Raw genomic sequence first — 14114 nt, 5'->3', positions numbered from 1 at the left:
GCGATGAAGTCCATGTTCATTGGGGACGAACATGGACTTCATGGAAACAAAGACGGTCGCCATGGCGATAAAGACGGTCATTATTTTAATCGTACCGCTTCCCCATATTTACTGATATCGATCAACTCGGAAGTATCGACCTTGATTTTACCGCGAATGAGTTCGGGGATATTGAAAGAGAAAAGAGAACGTTCATAATAATCCGTCTCTTTCTGAGGCAACAGGAAAGGTTTGCCGGGAACACCATTCGCATCCAAATAACAAATATAAGGCCGTGTATACAGCCCGTCACCCCGGCGGCTACTGAAAACGAACCACCGGCTGTTGCTGCTCCAGGAATGATAGCTTTCGACATCGTCACTGTTCACTTGAAGAAGGGAATCTGTTTGACATGTCAACATATCCAATAACCGCAAATCCGCATCCTTGTGCCAGATAGAGAAGTTGCCATAGTCCGAAACCGTGTACATCAGGAAACGACCATCGGGCGATACTCTCGGAAACTTCGCGCTGCGTCTTTCCTTATTAGCGTTATACAGCGTATCTATCTTCTGGCCGAAACTCCGTTTTTCCGGATCGAAAGCAATGCTTTGCAGATTGTAGTGGATTTCCCGGTACGACTCAGGCATCTGGCATGCCGGTGCGGAACAGAAATACAACCGTCTGCCATCCGGAGAGAATGCCGGAAAAGTCTCCATATTCTCCTCCGATGACAAGTGGGGAGATGTTATGATTTCATGTTTCTCCACGTCATAGACCACTACATCCGACCGATTGTCGAACACTTCCACCCGATTCGCATCCGAAAGGTGAAAATCCTGTTTCGTATCATTCGTCGAAAACGCGACATATCGCCCGGACGGGTGCCAGGCGGGATAGACCAAAGCGGAAATAGTCCGTTCGGTCTTCGTAGCCAGCTTCTCGATATGACCGTCCTTCAGAAGGTAAGTCCCGGCGTGTAGCGCACGTTGGTGGAAAAGCATCCGGTCCGGATTCTGCATACAGAAGGAATGGCAGTTCATGCAATTATTGTTCGTCAACTTATTGTCGAGAAAAGTTTCTTCCGTAAAATCCTCCAGGCAACGCTGGTAAATCCCCATCCTGTTCCACATCCGGTAGCCCGGTGCGATACGGCGATAGACCAGATAGGAATCGATCTTATCTTCGACAACCTGAATGAAAAAAGAAGGATAGCGAAGCCATCTATCCTCTTTACGGATATAGATCCCGACCGTAAGTTTTCCTCCCGCCGATGCGTCCAACAGCCGGCGCCACTTCTTCTCCGGGATTTGGAAAGAACCGTTATCCGAATCCACCCGTATTTGCAAGTCCTTGCCGGAAAATAGGGCGATTGCTTCGCAAGGTTCTTTCAGTTTGAAGTTCAGCGGAGCGATATTGCAGGGGACCGCGACCTCTTTATAATCGGGAAAGATTTCTATTTCTCCTTCCGTTTCCTCCGCATCGGGCAACACATCGTTACAGGATAAAAAGACAAAAAGCCATAACAGGGGATATAAATACTTCATAGACTATCCATTCAATTTTTTACAATAATAATAAAACCAGAAAGTGTCTCCATATTGCTGGTAAAGCCAAGAAAGTCCGTCACTACTATTCTTGAGTTTCAGAATATCTTTCTGGAATTGTTTATACCGTTGCACGATCTCAGATCGGACAGCAACCCTGTCAAGGACAGAAAGATCCTCGACCGCCAAAACCAATGCCGCCTCCTGAAAATGAATGGGAAGGGACCGTCCTTGAACAAACGTGCCGGCACGGGACAGGAATGTCTTGAATTTCTCCATTTCCTTCGCCAGCAGATAGGAACAACCTACATATTCCCATGCGACCCGATTTACGCCTGGTTCAGAAAGATGTCCCGACCAAAGGCTGTCGATGTCGATCAGGCAAAGCAAATTGTCCGGCCGGAAGGCCGGCACAGTCTTCACGGCAAGCTCTTCATCCCGCCCGATCCTTTCGGGATGAAGAACATAACCGGCATATTTTTCCGCCCAACGCCGATAGCCCGGCAACCGGCCGAGTATGTCCAGATACTTATCTGCCAAAGCAGAGTCTCTCCGTATCAGGCTAATCTTGACCAGGCGTTGAAGCATGCGGGGACTTCCTCCCCGCTTGGCAAGTGTCAACCCTTCCATCGCATATCCTTCCGAAAGGCTGATATCCCCGATCATATAATGGAGATCACTCAACAGGCAACTCATATAATAAGTCCGGTCCCAGGAAACCAGAAGGCTTTGCGGCCCTTTCTGGTCATAATGAAACAACCGGTCACCTAAAAGACCTTTTTGCGCCAATGCCATATTCAGATAGTTTAGGCTGACATAATCCGTCACTTCCTTCTCAGGATGTTCACGGATAATCGTGTCCCACTCGTTCCTTTGCTCCCAAACGGACAGCTCGTTCATCCGGTTGTTCCGTACTTCATACGGTCCGGGCAGACAAAATGCGGAAAAGCAAAACAGGACGACCAACAAACTGCCTGTAACGGCAACTCCGACCGAACGCTTTCCTCTGGGAAGAAACTTCATCGCGAAGGCCGCCACCAATAGAGTCAAAAGCAAGACGACAAAACGAATCCAGATAAAATAGACATAAGAGTCCGGCTGCAACTGAGACTCCTGATACCTTTCCGAATAAATCCCGTCTGTCAACGGAATGCCGGTAGCCAAACGAATACCGATATAAGTCAACAACACTCCTATCAAAAACACGGCAAACGAACCGTACCATTTCTCCCTCCGGCACAAGAGGCTCATGAAAACCACCACCAGACCGTAAAGCGCCGCCAACTGACCGGCCAAACCATAGATAAGAACCACACTTGCCACACCATAAAACAACTGCACCTTCGGTCTCCGGATACGGATAAAAACAGAAGAAAAGAACAATAAGAGGAGAAGTCCGACCGTTCCGTCCAAGACATAAAAAGGGCTCGTATGAGCTTTCACCAATCCCAAAACAGGAAATAAGGCAAGCAACAGATTATATCCGCGCGGTGCGATCTCCTGTAAAAGCAGATAACACAAGAAACCGATTACACACAAGAAAGCACTGTTAACCCACAAAACAAACAGGGAAGAGGTATAATATTGAACCAAAGCCTGCCCAACCACCGCACAAAAGCCGCCGGGAACAGACAGCATATCCCGGATAACCACCCATTCGGGAATAAACAGCTGCACTTCTTCCTGCCGTTGGAACGTAGAAGTCCCGAACGAACAAAAGAAGAACCAAAGCCCTGCAAAGACGAACAGCCAAAATACAAGCGTCCTCCCTTTCATAATCCTATTGTTTTCGTTAAAAAGAAATGAAACAAAAGAAGAGAGGAAGTCATCTTCTGGCGACTGTTCCTCTCTCCCCCGGTCTAAAGAGTAAAATTATACTTTATAATCTTTCACATTTTACTTACTGCCGTAACCCGGGTTTTGTTCCAGCAGGTTATTAGCACCGATCAGACTGTAGTGGATCGGGAAACGATTCAGGTTCGGATTGTTCGTCGCCTTATGATCCCACCAGTCTTCCGTCACATAGGCATCCCAACGGATCAAGTCCGTACGGCGGCGTCCTTCGGCCAAGAATTCCAATTGCCACTCGTCCAGCATACGGTATTTGTCCAGATTAGTAGCCGTTACCGGATCTGGATCGACTCCGTCTTCGAAGTAACGCTTGCGAACCGTATTGATCAAATCGGCAGCCCCCTGTTTGTCACCGGCACGCATCTTGCATTCGGCCAGCATATAATAGATCTCGGCCAGACGGATCACCGGTACATCCGGATCGCCTTTCCGCTTGAACTCTTCCTGAGTCGGACGCGGACTGCGTTTCGTCACACGTACCCCGGAGTTTTCTTCTGCTGTCGCAACCGTCGAAGGTAACGAAGCCACATCCGGATAAAGCGGATCTTTTCCTACCTTGGCAAAATAAGCGATCTGGTCAACGACCGTGATCACCTCGCCGGCATACTCGCGCGTACCCGTACAAACCCATTCCGGATTCAGCGGATTCACCAATTCACCCACGATAAACATACCGCGATATTTGCCATTGCCTTCATATACATACGGTTGCTTGCGGATATCCTTGTCATGGAACTTCGCATACGCTCCGCCCAATTTATAAGAGTAGCGTTTACCTGTAGGATCGAGACTCGGCACCAGTCCGAGGGCATTGTCCGAACCGGAACCTTCCAGTCCACCCAGATAGTTCTTATAGTTATAAGGAACCATCATACCCCAATACATGGCATCCGTCTCGGTCTTCGCATTCTGGCTGGGTACGGACCAGATCAGTTCGGGACAACGTTCGTTGTCAAATCCGAATATGTTCGTCCAATCCGTTTCCAACGCATACTGCCCGTACTTACCGTCGATAATATCCTGGCAGATCTGGGCGGCTTCGGTAAACATCTCCTTGCCGATATAAGACTTGGCATTGAAATACAAACGGGCCTGCAAAGCTGCACCGGCAGCACGATGGATCGAACCGGTTTCCATCCCGCCCAGTTCTTCTTTGATCGGAAGATTCGGAACGGCTATTTTCAATAAGGAATCGATAAAGTTGAATGTCTCGACATCCGTCGAACGTCCTTTCACTTCGCTCTGGGTCGTCGTGTACAAAGGCACCCCGCCGAAAAAGTCCAAACCATCCAAATAGAAAGATGCAGCCAACGTACGTTGTTGGTTCAACATGGATTCGCGCGTACCCTCTTCAAAGCCCAAGGCATCGAAGTCGACATTTTCCAGATCTTCCAATGCATCCCAAGCCAAAGCGACTCCCATCGCAAAGTTGGTCCAGCCCGTCTCGACACGCGTCATGTCTTCCGTATACTCATGATGATGGAATTTCTGATAGACAGCCCCGTCATACCAGTCGCTACCACGCGTAGGCAGACAGAACTCGTCCGTCCCCAGTTCCTGCAACAACCAACGCGGACTGTCGTGAGCGATGTACCAGCGCCAGTGAGTAAACGGCCGGTTGAAACGTTGCCATACGGCATCTTGTGAGCTATAAAAAGTCTCCGGAACCACCTGCGAATAAAAATCAGGTTCGACACTACAGGAAGTAGTGCACAGCAGGCAGATCACTCCGGATAAAAACAATTGGAATATATTTTTCTTTTTCATCTTACAATCTTGTATTAGAAGTTAAACTGCATACCTAATGTCCAAGTACGGACGACCGGATAGAAATCGCTCCAGAACTTTTCCGTTCCTTTATCCCAGCCCGTGATATCCACTTCCGGATTCATACCGCTATAGCCGGTGATCGTGCAAACGTTACCCACCGTACCATAAATACGGATCCGGTCGATCAGGTTGTTCGTGTACTTCTTCATCGGAAGCGTATAGCCCAGCGTGATCGCATCGATCTTCAGGAATGTACCGTCTTCCAGGAAATAGTCACAAACCTGCTTTTCGCCCTTGATATGGTTGAATTTGCCATAAGCATCTTTCAAGACATTCAGATTGCCCTGTCCCTGGATACCGTAATACATATTGATTGTATTATACACATCGAAATCGATCCAGCTACGCAGATTGATACCTAAATCAAAGTTCTTATAAGTCAAGGTGTGACTCCATCCGATAATCAGTTTCGGAGTATAGTTGCCTATATATTGTTTGTCGTTCTCCGTTTTCTGTGCAGCCGGGATCACTTCGCCGTCTTTGTTATACAGCAAGAAACTGCCCTCATCATCGAACCCTGCAAACTTCCACATATAGAAAGAACCGATTGTCGAACCGGCTTCCATACGGGCTGCATCGCCCGGAGTTCCCGGAGCCACGAAACCGTTACCGTTATGATAGGAGTTGTCACCCTCCAACGTCAGGATCTTTCCGGTATTATGGCTCAGGTTCATGCTGGAAGACCAAGTGAAATCTTTTGTACGAATAATGTCGCCACCGACTTCGAACTCCCAACCTTTACTTTCCATACTACCGATATTTTGCATCTGGCTACCCTGTGTATAAGGAGGTTGCGGAACCTTTACACTGAACAAAAGGTTGTCCACCTTACGGCGATAGTAGTCGAACTTACCATACAAGCGGCCTTCGAAGAAAGAGTAATCGACACCCAAGTTCCACTCCTTCTTTTCTTCCCATCCCAAATTAGGATTGACATTTTGCGATTTACCGTATGAGTACGCCCATGTTCCGTTCGGCATCATCCAGTTCGTGTCCGAACCTAACATATTGGCCATATAAGTCGCACTAAAATCATTATTACCGGTCACACCATAACCGAAACGGATCTTCAAATCGTCCAACCATTCAAAGTCTTTCATGAACTCTTCGTTCGAGATACGCCATCCTGCCGTTGCAGACCAGAAGTTCGCCCAACGGTTGTCGGCCGCAAACTTGGAAGAACCTTCATGACGGATAGAGGCAGAAAGCATATATTTATCCTGGTAGGAATAATTGGCACGGGCAAAGAATGAGAACAAACGTTCCGTAACCGATTTACCGGAGCTCATGCCGGCCTTGCCATCCGTCAGGTAACTGCCCTGGCCTATATCCCAATATTTGATACCATCGACCGAGAAATTATAATTATCCATACCGAAATTTTCCCCGTTGACTTCAAAATAAGAATAACCAGCCGTTGCGTTCAGATTATGTCCTCCTTTAAAGTCTTTTACATAAGAGAAATATCCTTCCGAAGTCAGGTTTTCCGTCTTACTGAAAGCCAGATGAGCATGCCCCTTACGGGAATTGTCAATCTCGCTTCGGTGTGTGCTGGGCCAATATTGGTGCAATTCCCATTGACGGTTTTCATAACCGATAACCTGCTGGTAATTCAAACCTGGAATAGGCTTGATATTCAACTTCAGGTTTACTTCCGGCTTGAACCATTTATCCAATCCGTAGTAATCTTCCAGCATGGCATCCGCTACGACGTTATAGTCCAACGATTCGTTGATCCACACATTATAGCCGGTTTCACTATCCGGATCGTACGGAGAGCGGGTCGGGTTATTACGCATGGCTTGCTGGAAATTCGGATAGTGGTTGTTACGGGCAGCCTGGCGATAATCCACAGCCGGACGGACTTCCAGCCAATCATCGAACAACTTGAAAGAAGCGTTCACACGTCCGCCATAATCCTGGCGTTCGTCTTGCAACGCGATGCCCTGGTTCTTTTCATAGAAGAAAGAAGTATAAACCTGTGCCTTTTCCGTACCCATCTCCAATGCCAGATGGTGTTTCTGGGAGAAATTATCCTTATTGATCAACTCGTCCCACCAGTTTGTATCGGAACCGTAATCCGTACCGATATTATGTTCGGCATATTCGCGGCCGGACAACATCTCGGGAGCATTGTAGTTTTGTTTTTTCGTAAACTCGTTGCTGTACGTGAGTCTCACTTTCCCATTCGTATCCGAGCCGCTTTTAGTTGTGATCAAGATCACACCGGCGGCCGCACGGGTTCCGTAGATAGCACCGGCGGAAGCATCTTTCAATACATCGATAGACTTGATATCATCCTGCGTCAACGAACGGATATCACCCCCTGGGAAACCATCGATCACGATAAGAGGCGCCTTTCCGGAATTGATGGAAGTCATACCGCGAAGCTGGAAAGTCGTACCGGAATTGGCACTTCCCAAGTTATTCATCACCAAACCGCCGATCTTACCTTGCAAGGACGCCGAGATATCCGCCCCACTCACACCGACCATCAGGTCATCGGCTTTCAACGAGGTGATGGCGCTGGTCACCTGCTTCTTGTCCAAAGAACCATAGCCGATCACCACGACTTCTTCCAATGCTTTGGCATCTTCAACCAACTTCACATGGATGGTCGCCTGGTTGCTTACCTTCACTTCCTGAGTTATATAACCGATAAAAGAAATCACTAAAGTCGAGTTATTGGGAACATTCTGCAAAACGACCTTTCCGTCCATATCCGAGATATTTCCGTTTGTAGTTCCTTTCACAACAACATTAGCTCCCGCTACCGGCCCCATTTCATCCTGGACTATAATCGTTACAGTCTTTCCTACTTGATCCGGTACTGCATTCTCTATCCGATTCGAGGTTAACAATTCAACATTCTCACCAGCCGCAAATGCTCCTGTCGTCAGACAAAAAAGCAGTCCGCAAGTGACTTTCGATACTCGAGATATTGAACCTTTCCTTCTTAGAGGATAGTCACAATTCTGTTTTTGTTGCATTTTCTTGTATTATTATAAAAAGGTTAATAATAAATCGATCTAAGCCTGAAGCTTATCACACTCTAAATAAGACCTAAAGTCTTTCTGTCAGTTTTCTCTATTCCTATCTCATAGGCCTATCTATTTAAGTTGTCCATATAAACTATTTTTAATTAATACAGGCAGTTAAAATGACTATAGTCTTAATAGAACTATGGTACTTATTTTCGGATTTTATGATATGGTTTGAATATTAACAGAAGCGGATACAAGTCTTACTCTCATCTCCTCAAAAGACGTTTTTCAAACAAATAAGTATATCTGTAGTAGTACATTAGAAGCGGTTCGAGAACTTTTCAGCGTTTCTTCCTTTGAAACTTTTTGGGAAACCAATCCTTTTATTTGAATATTTTTGTTTAATTTTACGCCCAACTGAATGGTATTGTTAAAACATATCCGAGGTAAGAGTTTGGTAATGTGTTTTTAATGAATTTTCAATTACAATACACGGTGGGTTTGTAAAAATACCATAGTTCTATTAAGACTGTAGTTCTTTTCTTTCCAACAAGAAATTTCTTCGATTGATTTTTTATAAAGAGATGAAAAGGCTTTTCTGTACTTCCTCCAGCACAAGTATTCTGATAAATCAAAATAACACCCAGTCTCTATCTTACCGGACATTTTATTACCGATCAAACAATTAGGCTAACACATCAATACTGTAAGCCCGCCCTTACAGATTCCCTTACAAGGCAAATCAGGCTACATTTGCATGTATTCCCTGCTCCATAAGCATATGTTTCTGGTTTCATTAGCATGTATGCGAATATACATAGGTATGTACGGGTAGGAATATAAGGACCTTTTACATAGAAAGTGCCGACCTTCATGCAAGAAAGTCGGCACTTTTATAAGATCAAGTCCCCTATTTTGAGAAAAACCATTGTCGGAGACGTTCTATTTTGTCTGGAAGCATCTGTCGGACGGACTGTTCCGGATAATCGTTTTGCCTGCTATCCTCGACTATTTCTATCACGACCGATAGACATAGGCTTATTGATATTCTTTCAGCAGACAAAAAGATTCATATAGCTCCATTCCTGTAGCAAAACGGAAATCCTTATCTCCGCGAGAAGACGACAAACGCTACCTCCCGATACTTATCCCGGCTACAGCCAATAGAAACCGGAGCCTGTTTGACGTTTTGTCATTTTGACAAAGATTATTCCATCGGAACTTCCATCAAAAGCACAGTCGCGTGTTTCAGAACTTCTATGGCAATACTGTCGGTGTCCCAGAAACCGGCTCCGTCACGTTTGGAAAGGACTGTATCAGCAACCTCCACTTCGCCTTCAATCACAAACAGGTAAACGCCGTTCTTCTTGCCATGCAGTTTGTACTCCTTCACCAGTCCCGCATCCAACGTACCCATCGAGAACCACGCATCCTGGTTGATAGAAGCCGGGGCGGAACCATCCGGCGCAATCATCACTCCCAGCTCATTCTTCTTCAAGACGGAACGGATATCATAATTCTTATAATGAGGTTCTGTATTCTCCTCGCGCGGGAACACCCAGATCTGAAGAAGATCCAGCTGCTCTTCACCGCTATCGTTGAACTCGCTATGGAAAATCCCCGAACCTGCACTCATCACCTGGATATCGCCCGGAGTAATCACTTCGCTGTTCCGGATGCTGTCGCCATGACGCATATATCCTTTCAAAGGGATAGAGATTACTTCCATATTCTTGTGTGGATGTGTATCGAAGCCCTCTCCCGGAGCGATCGAGTCGTCATTCAGGACACGAAGCATGCCAAAATGTACTCGCTTCGGGTTGTAGTAATTGGCAAAACTAAAAGTATGATGGGTCTTCAGCCATCCATGATTTGCATACCCGCGAGTATTGGCTTTATCCACTATTGTTTTCATAAATAATCCTCCTTTGTTAATTACGTCTATAGAACATTATGGAAGGAAGAAAAGTTTTTAGTACTTTTGTGCCCTAATAAAATCATCCAGTAAATATAAACACTATGGCAGTTTACTTAAACGATGTATCAAGAACATTCGGTGAATACTTGCTTATTCCCGGTTTAACCACCAAACAATGTGTGCCAACCAACGTTTCGCTGAAAACTCCGCTTGTGAAACACAAAGTGGGCGAAAAGCCTGCGATCGAGTTAAACATTCCTTTCGTTTCAGCGATCATGCAATCTGTGTCCGGTCCCAAGTTGGCCATCGAATTGGCCCGCAACGGAGGACTGTCTTTCATCTTCGGTTCACAACCTATCGACAGCCAGGCTGAAATGGTTCGGAAAGTAAAGAAGTTCAAAGCCGGATTCGTAATCAGCGACTCCAATCTGACTCCTGAAAATACGCTGGCAGATGTAATCGCTCTGGTACAGCGCACCGAACACTCTACGATCGGTGTGACGGACGACGGTACTCCTAACGGTAAATTGCTGGGAATGGTGACCAGTCGCGACTATCGTGCGGAAAAAGATTCTCCCGACAAGAAGGTGAAAGAATTCATGACTCCGTTCTCCAAGCTGATCGTCGGCGAACTGGGCATGACGTTGAGTGAAGCCAACCAGATCATCTGGGATCATAAACTGAATACGTTGCCGATCATCGACAAGGAGCAGAACTTGCAATACTTCGTCTTCCGCAAAGACTACGACAGCCACCGCGATAATCCGAAAGAGTTATCCGGCAGCGATAAGAAACTGCTCGTTGGGGCCGGAATCAACACACGCGACTATATGGAACGTGTTCCTGCGTTGGTTGAAGCGGGTGTCGATGTTTTGTGTATCGATTCATCCGACGGCTATTCCGAATGGCAGCAGGAAACTCTGCAATGGATCAAGAAAAACTATGGTGACAAGGTGCTGGTCGGTGCCGGCAATGTTGTTGACAAAGAAGGTTTCGACTACCTGGTCGAAGCCGGAGCCGATTTCATCAAGGTGGGTATCGGTGGCGGTTCCATCTGTATCACCCGTGAACAGAAAGGTATCGGCCGCGGACAGGCTACCGCATTGATCGACGTAGCACAGGCACGCGACGAATATATGAAAAAGACGGGTATTTATGTGCCTATTTGCAGCGACGGCGGCTTGGTACATGACTATCACATGGTCCTTGCTTTGGCGATGGGTGCGGACTTCCTGATGATGGGACGTTATTTCGCCCGTTTCGACGAATCTCCTACGAAGAAGATGAAAATCGGTAACAACTTCGTGAAAGAATACTGGGGTGAAGGCTCAAACCGCGCCAAGAACTGGCAGCGTTACGATATGGGCGGCAGCGAAGCACTGAAGTTCGAAGAGGGCGTCGACAGCTATGTTCCCTATGCCGGTAAGATGAAAGACAACCTCAACCTCACATTAGGCAAAATAATCGCCACGATGTGTAGTTGCGGAGCTATCACCATCCCCGATCTGCAAAAGAACGCCAAAATCACACTGGTCTCTTCAACCAGTATCGTAGAAGGCGGTGCGCATGATGTGATTTTGAAGGAGCAGAACTAAGAATAAAATTAAGAACTGCATAAAAAAGAGTATCAGGAAAGTCCCGATACTCTTTTTTAGTATATCACAATAATAAAGTTATCACTATATTTTGTAATACTGCTCCCAGCCTTCACGAGGTTGTTCGCCTATTAACATTTGATTTGCAATAGGATCATTACTGATTTGTTTCGACTCCCGGTCAAAAACCAACTTTCTGTTCAGACGTTGTGCCAATACTCCAAGACAAAAGACTTGGCTTAACGGCCCGGCCACAGAAAAAGGAGAACGAGTTTTTTCTTTTCCTTGACAAGCCAATAAGAAATTTGCATAATGATCTGAAGGACTTTTTCCATACTCCGGTAAAACCGGATTCATCTCTTTCGCTATTTTATCCGGAATAACAGACAATGTACTTCCATGAGATCCTCCCTTAAACGTCAATGTTTTCGTATAAATTTCTTTACCTGGATTCAGATTCACCAACTGCAATTTACCTCCATTCACAGCAGGGATATTCGGATCGACCTCCGAAGTACCATAATTTTCAGGAACAGCCGGAATATTATCCAAACCATCATACCAAGTTACATCTACCGCCGGCATATTATTCCGCTCAGGGAATTTAAAAAGGATCGTAGACGACATCGGATAAAAAAACGGATTATGGTCTTTCAGATATAACGGATTAATTTCATTAGGCAAACCTAAATCAAGAAATTCATGAGCCGTATCTAAAAGATGAGCTCCCCAGTCACCCAAAGTCCCCATCCCAAAATCATACCAGCAACGCCATTGTCCCAAATGATAATCATGATTATATTCGTGATAAGGCCGTACGCCGAGCCAAGTATCCCAATCCAATGATTCCGGAACAGGTTCACCCATCGGCAAATGCTTAATATTCGGATTCCAACCATGCCAACGACGAGGGTTATTCATGTGAGCAGTAATTGCAGTGACATCTTTTATTAATCCAGCCTCTTTCCATGCTTTAAACTGAAAATAATTCGCCTCCGAATGTCCTTGATTTCCCATTTGAGTAACTACTCCAAATTTCTTTTCCGCCCGCATCATCAGTTCCACTTCCTGGAAAGTACGAGCCATCGGCTTTTCCACATAAACATGCTTTCCATGAGCCATTGCTTCAATAGTAATTGGAAAATGGGAATGGTCAGGAGTACAAACCGTGACAGCGTCGATCTTATCAGCCATTTTATCAAACATCTGACGAAAATCCTGAAAACGAGGAACGTCCGGAAACATTGAAATAATCTTCTGAGTATGCGGAGCTCCCATATCGACATCACAAAGGGCAACCACTTCACACAGTCCGGTCTTAAACATCCGTTGTGAAATATCAGCTCCCCGGTTGCCGATACCTATAAAAGCAACTCTCACTTTATCATTTGCACTCATACGGGATGCAACAGAAGCAGCATTCGCTTTGGGAATCCAAAATGAAGGTATCGCCGATACCGCAGAAAAAGCCAAAGCCTGCTTAAAAAATGAGCGACGTGAAATAATATCTGACTTCATTATCTTTATAAATTCAAATTAAACATCAATAAACCATATCACTAACAGCTTTGAAATAACCGATAGATTCAGCAATTCCTAAAAACGGATCATTCCTATCCTTTTCATATTCCAAGCTACACATTCCTGTATAGTTGACCTCACGCATCATCTGTACTAAAGCAGGAAAATCAATCTTTCCACGGCCTAATTCAATAGCATGTCCTGCTTTTGTCGAGTCTGTCACATCCTTGATATGCATATCAAATACACGCGTATGATATTTTTTCAAATCAGCGACAGGGTCACGACCGCTACGCAAATCATGTCCTATATCCAGACACATACCTATACGCGGGTCCAAATCTTTAGTATGTTCCCACACATCTTTGGCATCCGGGAATACTGGTAAATCCGGTCCATGCAAATGGATGGCATAGTGAAAATCGTACTCCTTTACCTTTTTATCCACGTATGACAATAGTTCATACGTAGGAACACCGACTATCGTTTTTACTCCTACTCGTTTTGCATATTCAAACGCATGGTCTATTTCATCTTTTGTCTTCATATTGATCGGACCGACAGCATATCCTTTCACACCATACGAAGCACATTTGGCATGCAACTCTTCTATTTGTGCATCCGTACAATCGTAAGGCAGATGAAAATCTTTAATACAGAGATAATGAATATCCAGACGCTGCAAAGTCTTCAACGTAGTTTCCAAATCAAACGCAACAAACGTAAAGCCAGCCATGCCAAGATGGAAAGGATTTACAGCTTTAGCCACTTTCGGCTTGGCCATATCCATTACGCCGGCTTTCACTATATTCGGGGTGGCCATAAGCATAGCCCCAGTCACCCCTTTTATTAAAAATGATCTTCTTGATTTTTCCATGAAATTATTCCT

At 45.5% G+C, this 14114-nt stretch carries 8 protein-coding genes; 1 reads left to right on the top strand and 7 read right to left on the bottom strand.

The window, feature by feature from the left end; genetic code table 11:
• Nucleotides 1-80: 80 nt before the first annotated feature.
• The 5 genes from NQ564_RS02105 to NQ564_RS02085 form a co-directional block, all read right to left on the bottom strand.
• Entirely contained in the window at nt 81-1526 is a 1446-nt protein-coding gene (locus tag NQ564_RS02105) for a TolB family protein (protein ID WP_008148941.1), read from the bottom strand.
• Nucleotides 1527-1529: 3 nt separating this feature from the next.
• Complete coding sequence (locus tag NQ564_RS02100) at nt 1530-3302, bottom strand: DUF6057 family protein (protein WP_008148943.1); 1773 nt, start codon at nt 3300-3302, stop codon at nt 1530-1532.
• Nucleotides 3303-3422: 120 nt separating this feature from the next.
• Entirely contained in the window at nt 3423-5144 is a 1722-nt protein-coding gene (locus NQ564_RS02095) for a RagB/SusD family nutrient uptake outer membrane protein (protein ID WP_008148944.1), read from the bottom strand.
• Nucleotides 5145-5158: 14 nt separating this feature from the next.
• Nucleotides 5159-8197 (bottom strand): SusC/RagA family TonB-linked outer membrane protein, encoded by a 3039-nt coding sequence (locus NQ564_RS02090; RefSeq protein ID WP_008148947.1) that lies wholly within the window; start codon nt 8195-8197, stop codon nt 5159-5161.
• A gap of 1201 nt (nt 8198-9398) precedes the next feature.
• A complete protein-coding gene (locus NQ564_RS02085) occupies nt 9399-10106 on the bottom strand; it encodes a pirin family protein (RefSeq protein WP_008148950.1) in 708 nt (235 codons plus the stop codon).
• 104 nt (nt 10107-10210) lie between these two features.
• Between NQ564_RS02085 and NQ564_RS02080 the strand changes: the two genes are divergently transcribed.
• Nucleotides 10211-11704 carry an IMP dehydrogenase gene (locus tag NQ564_RS02080; RefSeq protein WP_008148952.1) on the top strand — a complete coding sequence of 498 codons (1494 nt, stop codon included), beginning with the start codon at nt 10211-10213 and terminating at the stop codon, nt 11702-11704.
• Nucleotides 11705-11788: 84 nt separating this feature from the next.
• Here NQ564_RS02080 and NQ564_RS02075 read toward each other — a convergent pair whose 3' ends face one another.
• Nucleotides 11789-13222 (bottom strand): Gfo/Idh/MocA family oxidoreductase, encoded by a 1434-nt coding sequence (locus NQ564_RS02075; protein ID WP_008148953.1) that lies wholly within the window; start codon nt 13220-13222, stop codon nt 11789-11791.
• Nucleotides 13223-13247: 25 nt separating this feature from the next.
• On the bottom strand, nt 13248-14102 hold the full coding sequence (locus NQ564_RS02070) for a sugar phosphate isomerase/epimerase family protein (protein WP_008148955.1): 855 nt from the start codon (nt 14100-14102) through the stop codon (nt 13248-13250).
• Nucleotides 14103-14114: the final 12 nt, after the last annotated feature.

Origin of the sequence: Parabacteroides johnsonii DSM 18315 (genome assembly GCF_025151045.1) — a bacterium.
In the GTDB taxonomy this organism is placed as follows: domain Bacteria; phylum Bacteroidota; class Bacteroidia; order Bacteroidales; family Tannerellaceae; genus Parabacteroides; species Parabacteroides johnsonii.
The sequence above is the reverse complement of the archived record's forward strand: the minus strand, read 5'-3'. Positions and strand labels throughout refer to the sequence as shown.

What these genes read in the sequence shown, in the direction of transcription:
- NQ564_RS02105 (WP_008148941.1), bottom strand. Translation starts at nt 1,526, where the DNA reads ATGAAGTATTTATATCCCCTGTTATGGCTTTTTGTCTTTTTATCCTGT.
- NQ564_RS02100 (WP_008148943.1), bottom strand. Translation starts at nt 3,302, where the DNA reads ATGAAAGGGAGGACGCTTGTATTTTGGCTGTTCGTCTTTGCAGGGCTT.
- NQ564_RS02095 (WP_008148944.1), bottom strand. Translation starts at nt 5,144, where the DNA reads ATGAAAAAGAAAAATATATTCCAATTGTTTTTATCCGGAGTGATCTGC.
- NQ564_RS02090 (WP_008148947.1), bottom strand. Translation starts at nt 8,197, where the DNA reads ATGCAACAAAAACAGAATTGTGACTATCCTCTAAGAAGGAAAGGTTCA.
- NQ564_RS02085 (WP_008148950.1), bottom strand. Translation starts at nt 10,106, where the DNA reads ATGAAAACAATAGTGGATAAAGCCAATACTCGCGGGTATGCAAATCAT.
- NQ564_RS02080 (WP_008148952.1), top strand. Translation starts at nt 10,211, where the DNA reads ATGGCAGTTTACTTAAACGATGTATCAAGAACATTCGGTGAATACTTG.
- NQ564_RS02075 (WP_008148953.1), bottom strand. Translation starts at nt 13,222, where the DNA reads ATGAAGTCAGATATTATTTCACGTCGCTCATTTTTTAAGCAGGCTTTG.
- NQ564_RS02070 (WP_008148955.1), bottom strand. Translation starts at nt 14,102, where the DNA reads ATGGAAAAATCAAGAAGATCATTTTTAATAAAAGGGGTGACTGGGGCT.